Source organism: Bacillus massiliglaciei, assembly GCF_900098925.1.
GTDB lineage: Bacteria > Bacillota > Bacilli > Bacillales > DSM-1321 > Peribacillus > Peribacillus massiliglaciei.
This window is the reverse complement of the sequence record NZ_LT622357.1, coordinates 430,219-451,299: the sequence shown is the minus strand read 5'-3', so window position 1 is coordinate 451,299 and position 21,081 is coordinate 430,219. Positions and strand designations below refer to the sequence as shown.

General features: G+C 41.1%; 23 protein-coding genes and 2 pseudogenes. 18 read left to right on the top strand and 7 right to left on the bottom strand.

Going from position 1 to position 21,081, the window contains the following annotated elements; translation table 11 throughout:
* Positions 1–46 precede the first annotated feature (46 nt).
* Positions 47–769, top strand: a complete 723-nt coding sequence (locus tag BQ4305_RS07865) for a pseudouridine synthase (RefSeq protein ID WP_110927275.1) — start codon at positions 47–49, stop codon at positions 767–769.
* Positions 770–849: 80 nt separating this feature from the next.
* Here BQ4305_RS07865 and BQ4305_RS07860 read toward each other — a convergent pair whose 3' ends face one another.
* Complete coding sequence (locus tag BQ4305_RS07860; RefSeq protein WP_110927274.1) at positions 850–1,071, bottom strand: DeoR family transcriptional regulator; 222 nt, start codon at positions 1,069–1,071, stop codon at positions 850–852.
* Between the two features lie 598 nt (positions 1,072–1,669).
* Between BQ4305_RS07860 and coaA the strand changes: the two genes are divergently transcribed.
* Positions 1,670–2,623, top strand: coding sequence for a type I pantothenate kinase (gene coaA, locus BQ4305_RS07855; RefSeq protein WP_110927273.1), 954 nt, complete (start codon positions 1,670–1,672; stop codon positions 2,621–2,623).
* 157 nt (positions 2,624–2,780) lie between these two features.
* The gene (locus tag BQ4305_RS07850; RefSeq protein WP_110927272.1) at positions 2,781–3,497 is read left to right on the top strand and encodes a DsbA family oxidoreductase; all 717 of its coding nucleotides are present in this window, start codon (positions 2,781–2,783) and stop codon (positions 3,495–3,497) included.
* 59 nt (positions 3,498–3,556) lie between these two features.
* On the opposite strand, the gene BQ4305_RS07845 is transcribed toward BQ4305_RS07850, so the two are convergent.
* From BQ4305_RS07845 to BQ4305_RS21835, 3 genes and pseudogenes are all read right to left on the bottom strand, one after another.
* Complete coding sequence (locus tag BQ4305_RS07845; protein WP_234396913.1) at positions 3,557–4,528, bottom strand: IS3 family transposase; 972 nt, start codon at positions 4,526–4,528, stop codon at positions 3,557–3,559.
* 137 nt (positions 4,529–4,665) lie between these two features.
* Positions 4,666–4,764 (bottom strand): annotated as a pseudogene (locus BQ4305_RS21840) (LysM peptidoglycan-binding domain-containing protein); the annotation flags it as partial.
* On the bottom strand, positions 4,755–4,958 hold the full coding sequence (locus BQ4305_RS21835; RefSeq protein WP_234396902.1) for a helix-turn-helix domain-containing protein: 204 nt from the start codon (positions 4,956–4,958) through the stop codon (positions 4,755–4,757). The pseudogene BQ4305_RS21840 and the gene BQ4305_RS21835, both read right to left, overlap by 10 nt.
* A 190-nt stretch (positions 4,959–5,148) precedes the next feature.
* Here BQ4305_RS21835 and lepB point away from each other — a divergent pair, with 190 nt between their 5' ends.
* A complete protein-coding gene (gene lepB, locus BQ4305_RS07840) occupies positions 5,149–5,697 on the top strand; it encodes a signal peptidase I (RefSeq protein WP_110927271.1) in 549 nt (182 codons plus the stop codon).
* Positions 5,698–5,774: 77 nt separating this feature from the next.
* On the opposite strand, the gene BQ4305_RS07835 is transcribed toward lepB, so the two are convergent.
* Positions 5,775–6,434, bottom strand: coding sequence for a VOC family protein (locus BQ4305_RS07835; RefSeq protein ID WP_110927270.1), 660 nt, complete (start codon positions 6,432–6,434; stop codon positions 5,775–5,777).
* Between the two features lie 338 nt (positions 6,435–6,772).
* Here BQ4305_RS07835 and BQ4305_RS07830 point away from each other — a divergent pair, with 338 nt between their 5' ends.
* The 6 genes from BQ4305_RS07830 to BQ4305_RS07800 all read left to right on the top strand — a co-directional run bounded on the left by BQ4305_RS07830 (position 6,773) and on the right by BQ4305_RS07800 (position 12,833).
* Positions 6,773–7,258: a DedA family protein gene (locus BQ4305_RS07830; protein ID WP_110927269.1), complete on the top strand. Its 486-nt coding sequence runs from the start codon at positions 6,773–6,775 to the stop codon at positions 7,256–7,258.
* A 224-nt stretch (positions 7,259–7,482) separates the two neighbouring features.
* A complete protein-coding gene (gene pepV, locus BQ4305_RS07825; RefSeq protein ID WP_407640147.1) occupies positions 7,483–8,853 on the top strand; it encodes a dipeptidase PepV in 1,371 nt (456 codons plus the stop codon).
* A gap of 34 nt (positions 8,854–8,887) precedes the next feature.
* The gene (gene dat, locus BQ4305_RS07820; protein ID WP_110927267.1) at positions 8,888–9,739 is read left to right on the top strand and encodes a D-amino-acid transaminase; all 852 of its coding nucleotides are present in this window, start codon (positions 8,888–8,890) and stop codon (positions 9,737–9,739) included.
* A 354-nt stretch (positions 9,740–10,093) separates the two neighbouring features.
* Positions 10,094–10,657: an RNA 2',3'-cyclic phosphodiesterase gene (thpR, locus tag BQ4305_RS07815; RefSeq protein ID WP_110927266.1), complete on the top strand. Its 564-nt coding sequence runs from the start codon at positions 10,094–10,096 to the stop codon at positions 10,655–10,657.
* A 13-nt stretch (positions 10,658–10,670) separates the two neighbouring features.
* Positions 10,671–11,657 carry a nuclease-related domain-containing protein gene (locus BQ4305_RS07810; RefSeq protein ID WP_110927265.1) on the top strand — a complete coding sequence of 329 codons (987 nt, stop codon included), beginning with the start codon at positions 10,671–10,673 and terminating at the stop codon, positions 11,655–11,657.
* A 396-nt stretch (positions 11,658–12,053) separates the two neighbouring features.
* Complete coding sequence (locus BQ4305_RS07800; protein WP_110927374.1) at positions 12,054–12,833, top strand: phosphotransferase family protein; 780 nt, start codon at positions 12,054–12,056, stop codon at positions 12,831–12,833.
* Here the strand turns inward: BQ4305_RS07800 and BQ4305_RS07795 are convergent, their stop codons facing one another.
* A complete protein-coding gene (locus BQ4305_RS07795) occupies positions 12,834–13,112 on the bottom strand; it encodes a YtzH-like family protein (RefSeq protein WP_110927263.1) in 279 nt (92 codons plus the stop codon).
* 179 nt (positions 13,113–13,291) lie between these two features.
* On the opposite strand from BQ4305_RS07795, the gene trmB reads away from it, so the two are divergent.
* Positions 13,292–13,930 carry a tRNA (guanosine(46)-N7)-methyltransferase TrmB gene (gene trmB / locus BQ4305_RS07790; protein WP_110927262.1) on the top strand — a complete coding sequence of 213 codons (639 nt, stop codon included), beginning with the start codon at positions 13,292–13,294 and terminating at the stop codon, positions 13,928–13,930.
* A gap of 151 nt (positions 13,931–14,081) precedes the next feature.
* Positions 14,082–14,930 carry a YtnP family quorum-quenching lactonase gene (locus BQ4305_RS07785; protein WP_110927261.1) on the top strand — a complete coding sequence of 283 codons (849 nt, stop codon included), beginning with the start codon at positions 14,082–14,084 and terminating at the stop codon, positions 14,928–14,930.
* A gap of 36 nt (positions 14,931–14,966) precedes the next feature.
* Here the strand turns inward: BQ4305_RS07785 and BQ4305_RS07780 are convergent, their stop codons facing one another.
* On the bottom strand, positions 14,967–15,290 hold the full coding sequence (locus BQ4305_RS07780; RefSeq protein WP_110927260.1) for a PepSY domain-containing protein: 324 nt from the start codon (positions 15,288–15,290) through the stop codon (positions 14,967–14,969).
* Positions 15,291–15,551: 261 nt separating this feature from the next.
* On the opposite strand from BQ4305_RS07780, the gene BQ4305_RS07775 reads away from it, so the two are divergent.
* From BQ4305_RS07775 to BQ4305_RS07750, 6 genes and pseudogenes are all read left to right on the top strand, one after another.
* Entirely contained in the window at positions 15,552–16,625 is a 1,074-nt protein-coding gene (locus tag BQ4305_RS07775) for a M42 family metallopeptidase (protein WP_110927259.1), read from the top strand.
* 5 nt (positions 16,626–16,630) lie between these two features.
* Complete coding sequence (locus BQ4305_RS07770; protein WP_110927258.1) at positions 16,631–17,149, top strand: DUF84 family protein; 519 nt, start codon at positions 16,631–16,633, stop codon at positions 17,147–17,149.
* Positions 17,150–17,690: 541 nt separating this feature from the next.
* A pseudogene (gene ltrA / locus BQ4305_RS07765) lies at positions 17,691–18,964 on the top strand (group II intron reverse transcriptase/maturase).
* Positions 18,965–19,168: 204 nt separating this feature from the next.
* Entirely contained in the window at positions 19,169–19,678 is a 510-nt protein-coding gene (locus BQ4305_RS07760; protein WP_199880610.1) for a hypothetical protein, read from the top strand.
* A 235-nt stretch (positions 19,679–19,913) separates the two neighbouring features.
* Positions 19,914–20,225: a thioredoxin family protein gene (locus tag BQ4305_RS07755; RefSeq protein WP_110927256.1), complete on the top strand. Its 312-nt coding sequence runs from the start codon at positions 19,914–19,916 to the stop codon at positions 20,223–20,225.
* Between the two features lie 53 nt (positions 20,226–20,278).
* On the top strand, positions 20,279–21,079 hold the full coding sequence (locus BQ4305_RS07750; RefSeq protein WP_110927373.1) for a DUF1444 domain-containing protein: 801 nt from the start codon (positions 20,279–20,281) through the stop codon (positions 21,077–21,079).
* Positions 21,080–21,081: the final 2 nt, after the last annotated feature.

Below are 21,081 nucleotides of genomic sequence, written 5' to 3'. Positions count from 1 at the left end.
AAAGGTTAAAAAATATACCAGTCGGGAAGTCAAGGAGTCGAAGAACATGAGGATAGATAAACTATTAGCCAATACCGGATACGGAAGCCGAAAAGAAGTGAAGCTGCTGCTGAAAGCAGGAGCTGTAAAAGTGAATGAAGTCATTGTAAAAGATGCAAAAAAACATGTAGATCCTAATTCGGATCATGTAACAGTCCACGGGGTGCCTGTCGAATACAGAGAATATATTTATTTAATGATGAATAAACCGCAAGGAGTTCTCTCTGCGACCGAAGATCATCATCAGAAAACAGTGATTGATTTATTGGAACTTGATTATGCACAGTTTGAACCGTTTCCGGTAGGGCGTCTTGATAAGGATACAGAGGGACTGCTGCTGATAACAAATGACGGGCAGCTTGCCCATCAGCTGCTTTCACCTAAAAAGCATGTGCCAAAGACTTATTTTGCTGTCATTAATTCAGAAGTGACTGAGGCAGATTCCGCTGCTTTCAGACAAGGCGTAGAACTGGATGATGGGTACTTGACTAAGCCGGCTGAACTGAATATTTTAAAATCGGGACCTACATCAGATATTGAATTAACCATTACTGAAGGAAAGTTTCATCAGGTGAAGAGGATGTTTGAGGCTGTTGGCAAACGTGTACTATACTTAAAACGAATTTCCATGGGAACCTTATATTTAGATGAGGAACTGGAATTGGGGGAATATCGCGAGCTGACACCGGAGGAATTGAAAATGCTTCAGTCCGGACAGGAAGTATACTAAGAACTAAAAAAATGAGGCAGACATCGTCTGCCTCATTCTATACACATCGTTAGGGTGGATCGAGTATTCTTTACTTTTCTTTAAGATGACATCTTTACCTTTTTGTTTGTTGTTGTCCATAGGCCACGGCTTGGGCTTTTGACCAGGTCGTTGTAAGCTAAGACATTTAAATCGCGCTGTACTGTTCGAGGAGTGATGCCAAATTCTTCTACAAGGTCTTGTGTAGAAACCGTACCGTTGTCACTAATGTACATATACACGGATTTAATACGGGTTAACATGCGATTTGTTGAAGGTTTCAAAAAATCACTCCTTAATTTTTTTCATCGTTTTGGGAACTAATGAAAACAACCGATATGTAGGACAGCAGAAACTGTCGCCATGTACTTGCTTTACCCACCCTGAAACTCCTCTAAAACATTTTGGATATCAAGATGCCATTTGCTTCATTTTACTACTTTTACAACCGTAATTCTAGAAAAATGTGCCGATTTAACGAAATAGTAAATTAATTCAGTGTATATTTTCCTGTTAGTTTAATTAGACACGAATATTACTGTGAATGTCCACTAAAAATTATATCCACTTTGGTATATTATATCCATAACTTGAAAAAACTTTCATAAATTGTTTACAGAATCTTAATAAGACCGTTTCTTATATTTTCTCGGAAATAAAAATCTAAAAAATAGAGGATGAAATGCATAGAAAGAATGGTATCGATGGAGGATTTAGCCGAATAAACACGCTTGTTTTTATTAAACAGTATGGACAGGATTTTGTACGAAATGGTGGAATTATTTAACTTTTTAGAAAGATTGAGATTTATTTGTTTATCAAATTTCTTTAAAATGGTAATATGGATAGGATATATGAATATGAATCTGAAAGGGAACGACTATGAAGACTTTATCGATGGAATATTCACCTTACAGTACCTTTTCGAAGGAAGAGTGGGCAAAGCTTAGATTTAATACACCAATGACTCTCTCTAAAGAAGAAGTAAAAGAACTGCAGGGAATTAATGAAAATTTGTCTATAGAAGAAGTGACCAATATTTATATACCCTTAACAAGGCTCCTGAATCTTTATGCAACCGCTTCTCAGCAGCTGCATGGCGCTACGGATACCTTTTTTCGGCGAAATACACGGAAGGTTCCTTATATTATCGGAGTAGCAGGAAGTGTAGCGGTTGGAAAAAGCACAACTTCCAGGGTGATCAAAGCTTTGCTTTCCAAATGGCCCAATCATCCAAAGGTGGAAATTGTAACAACAGATGGTTTTCTGTTTCCTAATGCGGTTCTTGAAGCAAGAGGCTTGATGAAAAAGAAGGGCTTTCCGGAGAGTTATGATACAAGGGAGCTTATTTCCTTTCTGGCCAAGATTAAATCAGGCATGCCTAATGTAGAAGCACCTGTTTATTCCCATCAATTTTACGATATCATTCCGGGGAAATACGATAGAATCGATCAGCCTGACATCGTAATCGTAGAAGGAATAAACGTTTTGCAAACGCCTTCACTGAAGGATGATCAAACACTGCCTACTGTCTTCGTTTCTGATTTTTTTGATTTCTCTATTTATGTTGATGCAGAAAAGGATGATTTGGTAGATTGGTACGTTGCCCGTTTCAAAAAATTAAGAGATACTGCTTTCCACGATCCGACATCTTATTTTCATAAATATGCTACGCTTTCTGATGAGGAGACGGAAGAAATAGCCCTTGGATTATGGAACCAGATTAATAAAGTGAATTTAATTCATAATATTGAACCAACGAAAACAAGGGCAGATCTCATCTTAGAAAAAGGCGCCAATCATGCTGTTTCAACCATTAAACTCCGTAAAATTTAATAGAGCTGAGCAGCCTTGCTATTCGATTGAACATAATCGTCATTAGGAAGGCTTTTTTCGTTCCTTCATAACATACGAATCTTGCCGAGCTGTTTGCTTGCCCAGGGCCGGCCGTCCCCGTATAATGTGCTGTAACTGATTAATTGGAGGCAAGAATATGAATGTTGAAATTTGGTCGGACTATGTCTGTCCCTTTTGCTATATAGGAAAACGCCGGTTTGAAAAGGCTTTGGAGCAGTTTGCTCATAAGAACGAGGTGAAAGTAGAGTTCCGGAGCTTCGAATTAGATCCAAATTCTGAAAGAAATCCAAATATGTCCATGAATGAACTTCTGGCTCAAAAATATGGAATGAGCATGGAGCAGGTGGAAACTTCCCAAAGAAACCTTACAGAGCAAGCTGCTGCGGAAGGACTTGAATACCATTTGGATCAAGCAGTGATGACCAATACATTTGATGCCCATCGCCTTATGCATTATGCGGCGGCACAAGGAAAAGAAAACGAAATGAGCGAGCGGCTTTTCCAGGCCTATTTCACCGAGTCCAGGCATATTGGAGACTTACAGACGCTGACCGAGCTTGCCAAAGAGGCAGGGCTTGATCAAGCGGAAGCGCTTAAGGTTCTTGAAGGAACGGAATATACAGCGGAAGTGCGCGGAAATGAACAGGAAGGCAGCTTGCTTGGTATTACAGGGGTTCCGTTTTTTGTTATTAACAGAAAATACGGCATTTCGGGTGCACAGCCAACCGAGCATTTTCTGGCAACGCTTAATAAAATTTGGGCGGAAGAAAACCCGCTTCAGATGTTCAGTTCAGATTCTGATGGAGCCGGAGTATGTACGGATGAATCATGCGAAATTCCAGAAAAAGAGTAGAATGGGCAGCAAAAGGACCTTGAGTTTTGTGCTGAACCCTAAAAGTTAGACCAAAATATTTATGCAGCTTGTTGACTGGTATAAAGACGGTATTCCACCGGGCTCATGCCAGTCAATTTTGCTTTTATCCGTTCATTGTTATAGTAAAAAATATAATCCGTTACTGCTTGTTTAAGCTCTTCAAATGACTTATAAACTCTACCGTAATACATTTCCTGTTTCATTATCCCGAAGAAATTTTCCATTGGTGAATTATCCAGACAGTTTCCCTTTCGGGACATACTTTGAAATATACCGTTATCTTTTAGTTTCCTTACATATCTTTTCATTTGATAACCCCAGCCTTGATCAGTGTGTATAGTCGTTCGATAGGGACAGTCTTTTGTTATTTCAATTGCTTCATCTAAAGCATCCATAATAGCTTGAGCGTTTGGCCGTTCTGAGAACCGAAAAGATAAAATTTCACCATTAAACATATCTAGAAATGCATCTAAATAAGCCTTCTTAATGATTATCTTCCCATTAGAATCGGTCGTATAGTATTTGAATTCAGATGTATCAGTTGTTAATTTTTGATGTGGAATGCTTGTATGGAATCTACGGTTTACAAGGTTTTTCGATATCTTGCCTACAGTTCCTTTGTAAGTGCTGTATTTACGAGATTTACGTGTGAATGATGTACAAGTAATACCAAGTTTATTGGTAATCCGTAGGATTTTTTTGTGATTTACGATATAACCTCTCTTACGTAATTCCATATCCATTCGACGATATCCATAATTTCCATTATGTTTGTTTACAATCTCTTGGATAATCTTTTCAATCTCTTCATCTGGATTGGAGTCATCAAATCGTTTTTGCCAATACATATAAGTTGCCTTTGGAAAACCTGTCGCTTCAAGGATAACAGCTAATTTGAATTCTTTTCTGAGTTCGTGGATGACCCTGGATTCTGTTTTAGCAGTCGGCTCGGAATATTTATCCCTGAAGCTCGGAGCTTTTTTAAATAGGCATTCTCCGCACGTAGTAATTCTATTTCTTTTAATAATTGTTCTTCCTTCGTCATTTTCTTTTCATTTTTATTTTTCTTCGGCTTGTTGGACATTGATGGACGCCCCTTTGATTTAGAGAGCCCTTCAATACCTTCATTTTGCCATTTTCTCAACCAATTAAGAATCATAGGTGGTTCAGTAATGCCAAATTTTCTAGCAACCTCTTCAAGGGAATCTCCTGTTCTTACCTTATAGTTTAGGACATCTAATTTAATTGAACAGGATAATTCGTAATTGCTTTTTTAGGAGCCAAACCTTGTTTGCCAAATTGTTGGAACACACTGACCCATTTTCTTATATTGGTTTTACTTCGAATTCCAAATCTGATAGCTAAGGAAGCATATCCACCTTCACCTGCTAAATAAGCGTCAACTACTTTTTGTTTAAATCCTTCATCATATTTGACCACAAAAAACACCCCAAGAGTTAGAATTGTTCGTCTAACTTTTGGGGTGCACATCATTTGAGGTCTTTTTTTATTGTTACGCGTTGCCAGTCGGGATGTTTCAGCAGTGTCTTATATTGGGTATACTGAAAGACATGTTTCCCAATCCGGTATGATATACTAGGGATAGAAAAAGCAAAGAGAGGGACAAGGATTGGAAAAAAGCAAAGAGGTTTTTTCGTGGATTAAAGCAATTGCCATAGCCGTTATTCTGGCGTTTCTCATTCGTACATATATATTCTCACCCATTGTAGTGGATGGAGAGTCGATGATGCCCACGCTGGAAGATAAAGAAAAAATTATTTTAAATATGTTTGAGAAGGATACAGAGGATTTAGAGCGCTTTGATGTTGTTGTCTTCCATGCTACTGAGGAAAAAGATTATATCAAGCGGGTTATCGGACTTCCCGGAGATCGATTAGAGTATAAAGATGATACGCTTTATATTAACGGAAAAGCCTACAAAGAACCTTATCTGGATGCTTACAAATCAGAGCTTGCCGGCGAGCCGCTGACTGGCTCCTTCAATCTGGAAGAAATCACTGGTGAATCGACAGTGCCAAAAGGACAATTATTTGTTATGGGAGATAATCGTCAAAACAGTCTGGACAGCCGGGAAATCGGGACAATATCTGAAGATAAAATTGTAGGCAAGGCAAATTTTGTTTATTGGCCGCTTAATAAAATTAAATTTGTCCATTAAAAAGAAGGTCCTTTCATTGAGGAAGGGACCTTTTTTATGAGGTTTGTTTGTAATCGCTTTCATAAATAGAGCGGAATTTACTTTACCAGTATATTTCCTCTGCCATCCTGAATAACCATTTGTCCGGTCGAAAGCTCAATGACTGCTGGGTGGGGCTCTGCCTTTTTATCGGAGAAAAACCATCGCCTTCCTTCTAGGGCTAAGAGAAGAAATACTTTGCCTTTGCCAAGGAAGGTCAATTCTTCTGTATCATACCCTTCTTTTCCAATGCCGGAGCCGGTGAGAGTCTGCTCAGCCTTTCTTACATCACTTGCTGTCACACTCATTTCTGAAAGGTTCAGCAGTGATTTCATGGAAAAAAGCTGGTGGTTTACAGGAGAAAGAGAATGATAACATATGAACTCCCCGATATTTCCTCCCGGGTCTGAAAAATAGATGGAACTGGCGTTTATATGTGTAAAGTAATGCTCATCTTTCCCATCCTCGGTATTTAATAAGGTTTTGTTTTGAAGCCAGCTTTTTGCTTCATCGAACTGATTGGCTGGGATGTTAAAAGCAAAGTGATAAAAGGGTTTTCTATTCGGTTCTGTTTTTATGAAGGATAGTTCGCTTGAACCGATGAGGACAGTGAACTGAGAATCTGTTTCTTCCTTTGTAGGCGCACCTAACGTATCTTTGTAAAATTTTTTTTGTTCAGAGAAACAGTCAGTTTCGACAGTGACCCTTCTCATTTCCATATTAGATCCTCCTTATCCGTTTCCTGATTAAACAGGAAGTGTGACCATATTCAGAGCTTCTGCTGTTCCCTTATTTTATTTCCATACATTTTCCCGTGTTCCTTTAAAAGGGCAGTTTTTTCTTTTCATCCTATTCTAACGTGTTTATTGAAAGGATTTAACTTAGGAAAATAGTCAGGTTTTTTACAGTCTTCCTATTGTAAAAGAAATGTAACATGATAAAATTTATTGTAGAAAAATGAAGAGAATCAGGAAGAAATCCCTTTTTTTGTGAATAATAAGAATGCAGTAAAGTAAATGCACAGCTAAACGAAAGAATAGCTGGAATGGAGAAATGAATGGATATAGCGAAGGAAATGATTGCACACTATGGCTATTTCGCGATATATGGGCTGCTTGCTTTGGGGATTATAGGTCTGCCTGTTCCGGATGAGGTAATGATGACATTTGTCGGATACTTGGCTTCCATTTCTGTTTTGAACTTAGAAGGAGCCATTATGGTCAGTTTTCTAGGTTCTGTTACGGGGATGTTTGTCAGTTATTTTATTGGGAAAAAACTTGGACGTCCTTTTATCCGGAAGCATTCCAGGTGGTTCCATCTGTCTCCGGCCAGGCTTGAACGAATGGAAAGATGGTTCAATAAATTTGGTCCGTGGACCATTTTAATTGCATTTTTTATTCCTGGTATCCGTCATTTTGCCAGCTATTTTTCCGGAATGAGCGGGATGGCTAAGAGGAAATACCTGATCTTTACATGCGCGGGTGCCATCAGCTGGTGTGTTATTTTTAATATGGTTGGCTATTTTCTCGGTGCTTTTAGCTAAGAAGAACCGCCTGCCGAAAAGCTAAAATCATAAAGCTGAAACGGAGTCTTCTGCTGCACCTAAATCTTTTAGGTGTTTTTTTTATAGAGGGAAATGGCTTTCTGTTTGAAAGATGAACATGGACGGGAATATTCTAAGGAAGAACCGGGTTTATGATAATATGGATGGAAGAGGAGTGTTGCTGAGTGGAAATCAACTGGAGAAATGAAATAGAAGCACGCAAAATGAATTTATTGCTGGATACCCAGAACTTATTGAAAATCAAAAGTGTATTAGATGAAACAAATTCTTCTAAGGAGGCCCCGTTCGGCAAAGGGGTAAAAGAGGCGCTGGATTTCATGCTGGGCCTTGGTGAGAAGGATGGCTTCACCGTCAAGAATGTGGATCATGTTGCCGGACATATTGAAATGGGACAAGGGGAAGAAGTTGTTGGAATTCTTTGCCATGTTGATGTTGTTCCGGAAGGAGACGGATGGAGCTCTGATCCATTTGGGGCTGAAATCCGCAATGATAAAATATTTGCCAGAGGTGCCATTGATGATAAGGGGCCTACAATGGCCGCGTATTATGCGATGAAGCTTGTGAAGGAGCTTGATCTTCCTCTGAAAAAAAGAGTGCGTATGATTATCGGAACGGATGAAGAATCTAATTGGCGCTGTGTGGACAGATATTTTGAAGTGGAGGAAATGCCTACACTTGGATTTGCTCCTGATGCTGATTTTCCAATCATTAATGCTGAAAAGGGAATCTGGGACTTTAACATTGTTCAGTCTCCGGCGCTGAAAGAGGATGCCCCGGCTTCTGTGCGGGTCATTCAGTTTCATTCCGGATTACGGGTGAATATGGTGCCGGATTTTGCATCTGCCCAAGTAGAAGGTGACAGCATTGCGGAGATTGCGGATCGCTTCCAGAACTATTTGACGAAGTACTCTTATACCGGCAGAGCCAAAATGGAAGGCAGTAAAGTGATTTTGGAGCTGGAGGGAGTATCTGCACACGGAATGGAGCCTGATAATGGACTGAATGCCGGACTTGCTCTTGCTGATTTCTTATCTGGTTTGGAGCTGGATGGACATGCGAGAGCATATTTCGGATTTATCAGCGAATTTATTTCAGGAGATTCCCGCGGACGTAAACTGGGACTTGCTTATTCAGATGACATTACGGGTGATCTGACCATGAACGCGGGAAAGTTCAGTTATCAAAAGGATGGAAATAGGTTTATTGGATTTACGGTTCGTTATCCAGTCACTTATAATTGGACACAGAAAGAGAATGAACTGAAAAGTGTGCTTGCCGGTCATCAGCTGCAGCTGGAGACTTTAGGGAATTCAGCTCCTCATCATGTGGACAGTGAAAGCTTCCTGATCCAAACACTGAAGAGAGTATATGAGGAGGAAGCAGGAGAAAAAGCCAATTTACTTTCTATTGGCGGCGGGACGTATGCCCGTTCACTGAAAGAGGGTGTAGCTTTCGGTCCTCTATTCCCAGGCAGTGAGGATATTGCCCATCAAAAAGATGAGTATATTGATATTGATGATATGCTGAAGGCTGCTGCCATCTATGCAAGGGCGATCTATGAGCTGGCAAAATAAGAAGTGAAGACTTGATTTGTAAAGGGGAAAAGAAATGGAAAAGATGATTCTTAATGGGGAAATGAAGGACCGAAGCGAAATCCGCATCGATATTGAAGACAGAGGCTATCAGTTTGGTGATGGAGTATACGAAGTTATACGAATTTATAATGGTTTATTATTTGCCGGAGACATGCACATTAAGCGGCTGTTTCAGAGTGCGGAGCTGATTTCCATATCTATCCCTTATACACAAGAGGAATTAATGGAACAGTTGAAGAGACTTGTAAAAACGAATGATTTGCAGAGCGGCATTATTTATCTTCAATATACCCGTGGTGTTTCACCGAGGAGCCATGCTTTTCCTTTTCATCAGGTCGAACCGGTGTATGTGGCCTATACAAAGGAAATGCCAGCTGCAAAAGGAGAAAAGGCTGCTGTAAGGGCAGTGACCGCTGAAGATATCAGATGGCTCCGCTGCAATATCAAAAGCCTTAACTTACTTGGCAATATCCTGGCGAAAGAGGAAGCGGTTAAAGCAGGCTGTGAGGAAGCTATACAGCACAGGGGAGATATCGTCACAGAAGGAAGTTCTTCTAATGTATTTATCGCTGCCAATGGCGCGATTAAAACTCATCCTGCCAACAATTTGATTTTAAATGGGATCACAAGGCAAGTGGTTCTGCAGCTTTGCGGCAAATTGGAGATTCCTGTTCAAGAGGAAGCTTTTACTATGGAAGAATTATTAAAGGCTGATGAAGTTTTTTATACGAGCACCGGTGTAGAGGTAACGGGTATCTCTGAAGTGGACGGCAAAATCATTGGGAATGGGCAGACGGGTCCTTTGACGCAGAAGCTCCAACAGGCTTTCTGCCAAGAAATTGAAAGGCAGTGCGGCAGGATATGAAAGGAAAAAGTCTGGGACAGAAGCAGAAGGTTCTAGTATGAGATGAGAACCAATCGTAACAATGGAACGTTGTGAATGAATGGATAGAAATTGAGGGGTCTCCAGGAGGACAGCAAGGGAAAGCGAGTCTCCCCGGAGAGTTCCCGAAACAGAAATCAATTTAGGGTTATGTATTTGTCCAAGGTCCTTCCTCTAAAGTAAGACCAATAAAAAATCGACACATCTAAATCCCCTTCCTCTGCAAGGGGATTTTTAATTTTACTTGCTGTTCCATTCGCAAAAAAGGGCAAGATAAGAAACATGCGGAATCCTGTTGATATGGTAAAATAAAATGAGTAAAGGAAGTGGCAAGTTTTGACACATACGCATTATTTCTTCGCCTTAACCTTACCGGAGAAAACAAAGATGAAACTTCAAGAACAGGCCAATGAAATCAAAACCGTTTTTCCATTTAAAAAATGGCTTCATCCGGCCGATTATCATATTACATTGGCTTTTTTAGGGGATGCCCCCCATACAAAAAGAGAAGAGGCTTTACAATTGACTGAATCAGCACTTGCTGATACAGCAGCCTTTCCAGTAACAACAGCTGGAATCGGCTTGTTCGGCAGAAAGGAGCAGCCAAGGATTTTATGGGCTGGCGTGGAAGCGGAACCCCGCTTGGCGGAAGTCCGTGATCGCGTGTATCAGGCCTGTTTGCAGGCTGGCTTTGAATTGGACAGCCGTCCCTTCAACCCGCATATTACATTGGCAAGAAAATATGCCGGACAGCAGCCATTCTCCTTAGAGGATGCCAGAGAGCGTGCGGGGATTAAGCCTGTTTTATTTGAGGCAGCGGCTATAACTCTGTATCAGACCCATATGGGCGCGTCTCCTTCTTATGAGCCCATTCATCAAATTCAGCTTAAAAATTTTTAAAGGTGGTAACAAGATGGCACAGCTTATTAAATTGCAGGACTATGTTTCCCGTTATGAACAGGATATGTACCGATATCCTTCACAATATCTTCGTTTAAAAACACAACAATGGGAAAAGTTAAAGGCTGCCTATCTTGCCGGAGAGATGGAAAGCATCTTCCAAGAGACTGCGGAAAAGGAAGAAGGCTCTCTTGAAATAGAGAAAGAGAGTCTTTTCCATAGAATGACAAGCAAATGGCGGCGTGCTGAAAAGGAGAAAGAACCGCTCCCTGAAGAAAATAAGCCAATGGAGGAAAATCCATTTTCCCTTCACTTTTCCGGAAGGACTGCCAATCTTGAGGATTTAAAAAAGAGCTTTTTAAACCAGCTGCTCCGCTTTCAGATGAAATGGGCAAGCTCTACGATGCTGGAGACTTCCTATATAGATCCGGTCTATTATTTGGATGAAAAGCTGCGCTTCTTGCTTCAGCGGTTTCCAGACACATTCTTAGTGCTGTATAAACCTGTATTTCTCCTGAAAAAGGCGCCGGTTGAATTGGATGTTATCATACTCACACCTACAGAAATCTGGTGTCTTGCTTTTTTAGAGGCGGAAGAAAATGCCGCTTTTACAGGAACAGGGGAAAGGTTCTGGATGAAACGGCACAACCAGAATGAAAAAAGAGTGCTGAATCCCTTATTGGCGGTCAATAGGATGGAAAAAATCGTTGCTCCGCTTTTGAAACTGTACGGCGTGGATTTGCCGATTAAAAAGGCAGTTCTGTCCCGAAATGGATATATGGATTATCCAAATGCTCCTTTTGGTACAGCCTTGCTCGATAAGCGTTCTTTTCCCGGCTGGTTCCAGCAGCTAAGAGGCAGTTCAGTGCCCCTTAAGCATCAGCAGTTAAAGGCGGCGCAATCTTTGCTTGAGTATTGCCAAACCACTTCTTCAAGCAGAGGAAGCGCGCTGGGAGAAGAAAGTTTCGGGTTAAGGGAGCAGGGGGAAGAAGATCTTTAAATGGAAAATCGGTGTTGCAGCCGGCTGGACCCCCTTGCTTCTCTCTTGGAAGACAACAGGAAGGCTTTAGATATTGAATGCCGTCTGTGTGTCCGGAGAACTCCTGATTTCCATTCAGATGGGAGTTATGTATATGTTTTCTGCCAGATATCCGCGTATAGGACTTGACGGGGAAACCATTTTTCAACTAAAATTTATTAAATGGCTATTGTTTAATTGCTCAATAGCTGTTTTTTTGTTCCAGCTCAAAAAATAGGCATTCAACAAATTAAAACATACATTGTATTCTTAGCGTCCGGAATTGAAATACACGCAACTATGTCTCTGGCTTTGCCCCTATATGGGAGTCAGGTGACCAGTTTTCTTTACTAAGCGAGGAAATCGAGGGTGAACCAGTTGGAAGATTTATTAGGTCAGGAGTGGGAAATCTCACCTGCAGGGGGAGCGACCGGAGAAGCATTCATTGCTGAGAACGATGAGCAGAAGCTTTTCCTAAAACGAAATTCTTCTCCTTTTTTAGCCGTGCTTTCGGCAGAAGGTGTGGTCCCCAAATTGATATGGACAAGACGCCTGGAAAATGGAGATGTTATTACTGCTCAGCATTGGCTGCCTGGCAGGGAATTGACCCATGAAGAAATGAATTCTGAAAAAGTGGCTAAGCTGCTTCACAAAATTCATCGGTCTGAGCCTTTATTAAGCATGCTTAAAAGGATCGGCAAATCTCCATTAAGACCTGAAAGCATACTTACACAATTGAAAAATCAATTTCAGCGGACGCTGACTGAGATTCAAGCCATTTCCGAAGCGATTCAATTCCTTCAGTCCCATCTTTTGTTAATTGAGTCAGATGAGAAGGTCGTTTGTCATTGTGATATTAATCATAACAATTGGCTGATGTCTGAAGAGAATGAATTATATTTAATAGATTGGGACGGTGCCGTTATTGCCGATCCAGCCATAGATTTGGGAACGCTGCTTTATTCTTATATTCCGCGTTCAGAATGGGCCGGCTGGCTTGCCCGTTACGGGAAGACGCTGGACGCAGGTCTGGAGCTGAGAATGAAATGGCATACGATTGCTCAAATTCTTATGTCTGTCGAATGGCACCGTTCCAAAAACAGAATAGATGAAATGAATGCTTTGATCCGCAAGTTGCAGGCTGTACTGGCAAGCTGATTATTGAAGCTGGCCGATATCACTCATCCATTGAGTGATATTTCCTTGATTGGATGTAATGTGGGCGTCGATATCCCCGCTGTTTCTTCCCTGCTGGCTGTAATGATAAATTTCCTGCAGCATGGATCTTGCCTGATCATTAAGGTCCATATTTACCATAAGGGATTTTATGAGCCTTTCAACTTGTTCATATTCGGCAACCGATCCGCAGCAGTCGGTTTGCTGATTGCTCAATATATCTTTTAATAAGGAAATTTGGTATTGGCTGTTTAGCGGCATGTTATCACCTTTTCTTGTTTGACTTATACCGTATTATGTTCTGGCTGCTTGTTTTTATTCAAAGAGAACGACTGAACTGTCTGCATCTGCAGGCAGTTTTTTGTTAAAATAAACATCTTGCAGGATCCTGCAATTGCATGGTATGTTGTGAACGTATATTTTAAAATAGGGGTGTCTGCATGCGGTTAAGACATAAACCATGGGCTGAAGAACGTTTGAATAATTTTCCTCAATATGTGGTCCAGCAGCCGGAAAGCCGAAAAGGAAAATGGCATGAAGTGTTTGGAAACAATCATCCGCTGTATATTGAGGTAGGAACAGGGAAAGGCCGCTTTATCACAGAAATGGCCAAAGCCCATCCGGATGTCAATTTCATCGGGATTGAGTTATATAAAAGTGTGATTGTATCAGCGTTAGATCGTCTTATTGAAGCTGATTTGCCGAATCTAAGGCTTTTGAATGTAGATGCAGTCAATCTGAGAGATTATTTTGAGAAGGCAGAGGTCAGCCGGGTTTATCTCAATTTTTCTGATCCTTGGCCAAAGGTCCGCCATGCCAAAAGGCGCCTGACGTATAAGACCTTCTTAAGTATCTACGAGGATATTCTTCCTGAAAAAGGAGAAATCCATTTTAAGACAGACAATCAAGGTTTGTTTGAATCTTCTCTTATGAGCATTTCTGAATATGGCATGCTTTTGAGCTATGTCAGCTTAGATCTGCATAACAGTGATTTTAAGGGCAATATCATGACGGAATATGAAGAAAAGTTTTCTCAAAAAGGAAATCGAATTTATCGGTTGGAAGCACAGTTTCGTTAAGCTGCCGAAAAAAAGTATCGGGTTTTTCTCGATACTTTTTTTATGTTCAAAACAGACAATGTGGATCACACGGAAAGGTGAGCTTTGTGATATGTTGTCTGAATAGTCAGATTAAGTAATCGGTGTTACACTTAGGGGGAGGAGGGATGAAATGGAAAAAATGAAGATTGGAGATATCTCGTTGACTTGGTTAAATGGCGGAGTTACACATCTGGATGGGGGAGCCATGTTCGGTGTGGTGCCAAAACCGCTTTGGTCTAAAAAGTATCCTTCAAATGAAAATAATCAAATTGAGCTGCGCACGGATCCTATTTTAGTTCAGGTAAATGGATTAAATTTGCTGATTGATTCGGGGATAGGCGAAGGGAAGCTTTCTGACAAGCAAAAACGAAACTATGGGGTTACAGAGGAATCTAAGGTGATAACGGATTTAGGAGAGCTTGGCATACGGTCTTGTGAAATCGATTACATTTTAATGACCCATCTTCATTTTGATCATGCCTGCGGGCTGACTAAGGCAGTAGAAGGCCGTTATCATTCCGTTTTCCCGCATGCAAAAATTATAACCTCTGAAGTGGAATGGAATGAGATGCGGAATCCCAATATAAGATCGGCCAATACATATTGGAAAGAAAATTGGGAAGCGATAGAGGATCAGGTCATTCCTTTTGCTAAGGAAATAGAGATAACAGACGGAGTCAAAATGATTCATACAGGCGGCCACAGTGACGGACACTCTGTTATTTTGTTGGAAAGCGGCGGAGAAACCCTGATTCATATGGCAGACATTATGCCGACACAGGCTCATGCAAATGTATTATGGGTTCTGGCGTTCGATGACTATCCGATGGATTCCATTCAGGCTAAAGAAAAGTGGATGAAATATGGACTGAATCACAATGCGTGGTACAGTTTTTATCATGATGCTTTTTTCAGGGCGGTAAAATGGAACGAGGAAGGCAGGGAAATAACGGAGCAGATTAAGCGAATCAGGTCATAAAAGAACCGGGTGCAGTCTCCTGCCCCGGCTTTTTGCTTATTCAGGTCTTGCAGTCAGTTCAAGAATTGTTCCGGTTGATGAGTCGGCAACAAAGTCAAATTGTTCCCTTTTCCCATCTGTATTCCGTGTGATCCCGCCTTTGTATACTTCATAATCAAGGCCGTTCTTTTCATAGTTTTCAGGTTTCATGACAATCCATGAACCGTGGATGCTGCCGTCTTTTTTGACTCGTTCCTTTACAGTTGACAATACTTTTTCAGGAGAAGGCCCGTGATTCCCGGTCTGCTCCAAAACTTGCTTTGTTGCATAGCCTGCTGCGAATCCTGCTGATATTCCCAGAAATAGCGTCTTCCAATTCATAGAATCTCCTCCAATTGCCTGGTTATTATTAGCTTCCTTACTAGTATACAAAAGAATGAAGGTCTTGCCTAATATCTGCACTCTTTTAAAAATGTATCCCATCTTTTTTATAATCATAAAAAAATGATTTGTAAAGGGAGAAAAGCTGTAGAATCAGAAAACTTAGCAAAACGAAATAATTTAAATGAAGATTTTAAATGGTATCTTTTTAAAATTTTCTGTAGAATAAAAGTAAGACAAAAGCAGGTAAGGAGCCGAAAAATGGATAAAGAAACATTAGCATTATTTAAAACTTTGACAGAACTTCCAGGAGCATCAGGCAATGAACATCAGATAAGGAAATTTATGAGAGGAGAGCTGGAGAAATATTCAGAGGAAATTGTACAAGACAGGCTGGGCAGTATCTTTGGTGTGAAAAGAGGTAATTCAGAAGGACCGGTCGTTCTTGTTGCTGGACATATGGACGAAGTTGGATTCATGGTTACATCGATTACGGAAAATGGCATGCTGCGCTTCCAGCCTTTAGGCGGCTGGTGGAATCAGGTGCTTATGGCGCAGAGGGTTGAAATCATTACAGATAACGGCCCTGTTACAGGTGTAATTGGTTCGATTCCGCCGCACTTGCTGGATGAGGCTCAGCGGTCTAAGCCGATGGAGATAAAGAATATGCTGATTGATATCGGAGCGGATGACGCGGAAGATGTCCGTCGCATTGGAGTTAAGCCTGGACAGCAGATTGTCCCCGCAAGCAAGTTTACCAGACTTGCCAATGATAAGAAGATTTTGGCCAAGGCATGGGATAATCGTTATGGCTGCGGTTTGGCTATTGAATTATTAAAAGATCTGAAAGATGAAACACTTCCAAACACCCTTTACTCCGGAGCAACTGTTCAGGAAGAAGTCGGACTTCGCGGTGCTCAGACAACAGCGAGCATGATTAAACCAGACATTTTCTTTGCATTGGATGCCAGTCCGGCCAATGATATGTCAGGAAAGAAAAGTGAATTCGGTCAGCTTGGAAAAGGCCCGCTGCTTCGGATCTTAGACCGCTCGATGGTAACCCACAGGGGGATGCGTGAATTCATCCTGGATATGGCTGAGACTCATAATATCCCTTATCAATATTATGTTTCTGCAGGAGGAACGGATGCCGGACGGGTACATACAGCCAATGAAGGGATTCCAAGCAGTGTTATTGGTATATGTTCCCGTTACATCCATACTCATTCTTCTATTATTCATACGGATGATTATGCAGCGGCCAGAGAATTGCTTGGCAAGCTAGTCCGTGCTTGTGATCAAACAACAGTTGATACAATCCGGAATAATGGGTGAAGGCTATGAAGGTTGCAGTCGGAAGTTTTAATCCTGCAAAGGTACAGGCAGTTCAGCAGGCTTTTGAGCCATATAACGCTGAAATTATAAAATTGAATGTTCCGAGCGGTGTATCCGATCAGCCGTTTTCGGATGATGAAACGATTGAAGGTGCATTGAACCGAGCCAGGCAGTGTCTGCTTGAATCAGATTGTGAATTTGGCGTAGGCCTAGAAGGCGGAGTGGCTGAAGGCAAGCAAGGTTTATTTATCTGCAATTGGGGCGCCTTGGCAGCACGCGGCGGCGGCAGCTTTATCGCAGGGGGAGCGAGGATCCTGCTTCCCCCTGAAATTGCGGACCGGCTTAGAGCCGGAGGAGAATTGGGGCCGATTATGGACCAATATACTCAAAAAGCAGGAATTAGAAAGAAAGAGGGCGCCATTGGCGTTTTTACTAATGAAAAAATGACCCGTTCAGATATGTTTTTGCAAATCACAAAAATGCTGCTGGGGCAGTTTGAATATAAGCAAAAAATCCAGTCATGAACGATAGGGCTGCGGAGATCTCCGCAGCCTTTTTCTAGTGTGCCAGGCATGGCAACTATCTAGGCGGTGGAAGTCCGCTGTGGGGGTACACATCGACCAGCCACTAAGGAAGCGCAAGGTGTTTATCGTGAGGTAAGGGCTGGAGGAAGCGTGGAATAAAATCTTGACTCGACGAACAGAAATCTGATATGAAGGCTTTATAAAGGGATAAGACTCCTAGACAAGTCAAAGTCCAAAAGATGTGCGTAACTTTAGGAAGTAAATCAGGCGAGTAAAAGAGGAAAGGTAGTTGTCTTACCCTGGGAGGTCTTGCGGATGTACTAATAGTATAGTCGAAAAAGGTTAATCGCAAGAAGTCAGCAGAAGCCATAGTAGTGAAAACAAAAATCATGAAGGGCTGAACAATTTATAGTGTTTCAACGCCGCGAATGTGTAAGAGACGAACTCCGAATGTGTTAATGGTGAAAATATGAGCGTATCTCAAAAGATAACCAAAAATGGAGCTATCACTTACTACGTGAGAGGAAAAGGAGAAACGAGTGTGGAACTTTTAGAACAGATTTTAAGTAATCGAAATATGAATGAAGCCTACTTGCGGGTCTATAGAAATAAAGGTGCGAGTGGGGTCGACGGAGTAACAGTCGATGAACTAAAGCAATATCTGAAGGAAAATAAGGATGAACTGCGTCAGCGCATCAGAACAAGAAAATACCAACCACAAGCTGCCTTAAGAGTGGAAATTCCAAAAGAGAATGGCAAGATGCGTAAATTGGGAATACCAACAGTAGTGGATAGAGTAGTTCAACAAGCCATTCATCAAGTGCTCAGTCCGATATTTGAGAAGCAGTTTAGTGAATTCAGTTATGGCTTTAGACCGAAAAGAAGTTGTGAAATGGCCATTATAAAAAGCTTGGAATTTTTGAATGATGGGTACGAGTGGATAGTGGATATTGAGCTGGAAAGATTCTTCGATACAGTACACCACGATAAACTTATGAGAATTATATCCAACACTATTAAAGATGGAGATGTTATCTCTCTAATAAGAAAATACTTGGTTAGTGGAGTTATGGTGAGTGGTAAATATGAAGAAACACCCATTGGGACTCCGCAAGGAGGTAATCTCAGTCCACTACTGAGTAACATTATGTTAAATGAATTGGATAAGGAACTAGAAAATAGGGGACTTCAGTTTGTGAGATACGCTGATGACGCTCTAATTTTTGTGAAGAGCGAGAAAGCGGCAAACAGAGTGATAAATTCAGTCGTGAAATTTATCGAAGAGAAGTTAGGATTGATAGTCAATGTCGAAAAGAGCAAAATCTCTCGTCCAAAAGAATTGAAATTCTTAGGATTTGGATACTATTACGATTCGAAAAGCAAGAGATATCAAGTGAGACCTCACCCTAATTCAGTTCAGAAGTTTCAGCGAAAACTTCGCCGATTGACCAAGCGAAATTGGAGTATCCCTTTAGACTACCGAATACTTAAGCTAAAACAAGTCATATTTGGCTGGATAAACTACTTTAGAATCGCAAATATGATGTCAGCGATAAAACGAATAGATCAGAAATTACGCTCAAGAATAAGGGTAATCATCTGGAAACAATGGAAAATGCCGAGAAAACAAATCAAATCCCTCGTTCAATTAGGAATTCCGGAGGAAGAAGCAAAAGGATTAACCTTTTGTCGAAGAGGATATCGATTTATTGGATTATCAAAGGTCGTTCAAAGGGCATCTCAAACAAAAGACTAAAGCAGAGGGGACTCCCCTCTGCTTTAGAACATTATCTAAAAGTACACACTGTAATATAAATTGAAACGCCGTATACGTGACCCGTACGTCCGGTGTTGTGAGAGGGGCGAAAATAATCTAACTTATTTTCCCTCTACTCGATTGGCCGCCTATTTAGCTCTTGAAATTTTCTTCCCTTCATCCTCTATATACGGAATGCATAAAAGGCGAGTAATAGGAGACAGTAAGCAAAAAAAGATATACGGATAATGTGGAAGGAGCTCATGGCATTGAAAAAGGCGATTTATTCTTTACTGGTCTTATGCCTATTATGCAGCAGCTGTTCTAATCCAGATACGGAGAGAGCGAAGGCGATTGACGCAGCCCGTACAGAACTGAAGGAAAAGCCGGCAAAATCGAATACGGCAGTGGGAAAAAGCAATATCTACCTTCCGAAAGGATTCTCGGCGATTAAAGACGGCAAAAATAATTGGATTTTAAAACGGGATAATCAGATTTATCTTTTGTTTATTCTTCCTAATGAACCTGCTGGCAGCAGGACCGCCTATGAGCTGATACAGGAACAAAAGAATGATTATACAGTATTGGAAACGTTTGAGAGCAAAAAGGAATTTGGCTATATTGCTATAAAAGAAAAAGGGGAAGTCCGGGAAGTTTCAGTAGGCCGCGGAGGAGTAAAGCTGACAATGGAAACTTCTGAAAAAAGATATAGTATCGATGTAAAAGAGATGATGAAAATCGTTCATTCGGTAAGGGAACAGGACGGGCATTGATAGAATCTATGGCAAAACCGTTTTGGAGAAGCCGGTATGCACTTATGGCTCTTTTGCGGCTGCCGGCAGTGACTTCTGCTCGTCCAGTTATCTTATTCGCCTGTTTATTCAATTTAAGAAACTTCTATTTGATAAGGGGAACTTTCTTTGGAAGTTGCGTATAAATGGTTGAAATGATCAGAGTCTGATATGATAGGTTTATAAGTTATTAATGATAACCATGGAGGTACTTACAATGAAGAATCTTGAAACAATGGAGCAATTCGAAACGTTAAAAAATGAAGGAAAACATATATTTCTTTTTTCAGCTGAATGGTGCGGAGACTGCCGTGTAATTGAACCGATCCTTCCTGAAATTGAAGAAAAATATCCAGCGTTCACATTCGTTCATGTGGATCGTGACAAATTCATTGACATCTGTGCAGCCAATGACATTTTTGGCATTCCAAGTTTTCTTGCTTATGAAAACGGCAAGGAGTTAGGACGTTTCGTGAGCAAGGACCGCAAAACACGCGAGGAAATTGAAGAGTTTATTGAATCACTGTAAAAGTAGCCCTCTCACTGGGGTGCTTTCCATAAGGGGAGGGAACAGAAGTGAAAATGGACAGCATTAAATTAAAAAATCTATTAAAGGAACGTTTGAAAAGTGAAGACCGTTCCTTCAAGTTTGACAGCAAGCAGGATACCCTTCGGATTGAAAACGTAAAGACAGCTAAGGGAATTACGGTTGCTCTTCCGCCGGTGATTGCGAATTATGAAAATGTGAAGGATAAAGCAATAGACGAAATCGTGTACTATGTGGAAGAGGCACTGAATGTAATGGGGGAAGAGCACAGCATGGAAGGCAAGGAAAAATCTATTTTTCCTGTCATCCGCTCTACCTCTTTTCCGTCAGAATCAGAAGAAGGAAACCCTTTTCTGACTGATGAGCACACGGCTGAAACCAGGGTCTACTATGCACTCGATTTGGGCAGTACGTACAGGCTGATCGATCAAAAGATGATTGCACGGGAAAGCTGGAATCCAGATCGAATCAGAGAAATTGCCAAGTTCAATGTCAGGTCATTGTCTACAGAGCTTAAGTCGGACACGGTAGCCGGAAATACATTTTATTTTCTCAACACAAATGATGGTTATGATGCCAGCAGAATATTGAATGATTCCTGGCTCCGTGAACTGGAAGCCGAAATGAACGGAACGATGACGATTGCCCTTCCGCACCAAGATGTTATTATCATCGGCGATATACAAAATGAAACGGGGTATGATGTGCTTGCGCAAATGGCGATGAGTTTCTTTGCCAGCGGTCACGTGCCAATCACCGCGCTGTCCTTCTTATATGATGAAGGAAGTTTAGAACCTATTTTTATTTTAGGTAAAAATAAAAAGCGCAATGAATGATG

Excerpts from the sequence above, each read along its gene's own strand:
- BQ4305_RS07760 (WP_199880610.1), top strand. The coding sequence starts at position 19,169 with ATGGCATTGAAAAAGGCGATTTATTCTTTACTGGTCTTATGCCTATTA.
- BQ4305_RS07785 (WP_110927261.1), top strand. The coding sequence starts at position 14,082 with ATGGAAAAAATGAAGATTGGAGATATCTCGTTGACTTGGTTAAATGGC.
- BQ4305_RS07780 (WP_110927260.1), bottom strand. The coding sequence starts at position 15,290 with ATGAATTGGAAGACGCTATTTCTGGGAATATCAGCAGGATTCGCAGCA.
- BQ4305_RS07770 (WP_110927258.1), top strand. The coding sequence starts at position 16,631 with ATGAAGGTTGCAGTCGGAAGTTTTAATCCTGCAAAGGTACAGGCAGTT.
- trmB (WP_110927262.1), top strand. The coding sequence starts at position 13,292 with ATGCGGTTAAGACATAAACCATGGGCTGAAGAACGTTTGAATAATTTT.
- BQ4305_RS07850 (WP_110927272.1), top strand. The coding sequence starts at position 2,781 with ATGAATGTTGAAATTTGGTCGGACTATGTCTGTCCCTTTTGCTATATA.
- BQ4305_RS07750 (WP_110927373.1), top strand. The coding sequence starts at position 20,279 with ATGGACAGCATTAAATTAAAAAATCTATTAAAGGAACGTTTGAAAAGT.
- BQ4305_RS07865 (WP_110927275.1), top strand. The coding sequence starts at position 47 with ATGAGGATAGATAAACTATTAGCCAATACCGGATACGGAAGCCGAAAA.
- pepV (WP_407640147.1), top strand. The coding sequence starts at position 7,483 with ATGAATTTATTGCTGGATACCCAGAACTTATTGAAAATCAAAAGTGTA.
- BQ4305_RS07830 (WP_110927269.1), top strand. The coding sequence starts at position 6,773 with ATGGATATAGCGAAGGAAATGATTGCACACTATGGCTATTTCGCGATA.
- BQ4305_RS07835 (WP_110927270.1), bottom strand. The coding sequence starts at position 6,434 with ATGGAAATGAGAAGGGTCACTGTCGAAACTGACTGTTTCTCTGAACAA.
- coaA (WP_110927273.1), top strand. The coding sequence starts at position 1,670 with ATGAAGACTTTATCGATGGAATATTCACCTTACAGTACCTTTTCGAAG.
- BQ4305_RS07755 (WP_110927256.1), top strand. The coding sequence starts at position 19,914 with ATGAAGAATCTTGAAACAATGGAGCAATTCGAAACGTTAAAAAATGAA.
- BQ4305_RS07775 (WP_110927259.1), top strand. The coding sequence starts at position 15,552 with ATGGATAAAGAAACATTAGCATTATTTAAAACTTTGACAGAACTTCCA.
- dat (WP_110927267.1), top strand. The coding sequence starts at position 8,888 with ATGGAAAAGATGATTCTTAATGGGGAAATGAAGGACCGAAGCGAAATC.
- BQ4305_RS07810 (WP_110927265.1), top strand. The coding sequence starts at position 10,671 with ATGGCACAGCTTATTAAATTGCAGGACTATGTTTCCCGTTATGAACAG.
- BQ4305_RS07795 (WP_110927263.1), bottom strand. The coding sequence starts at position 13,112 with ATGCCGCTAAACAGCCAATACCAAATTTCCTTATTAAAAGATATATTG.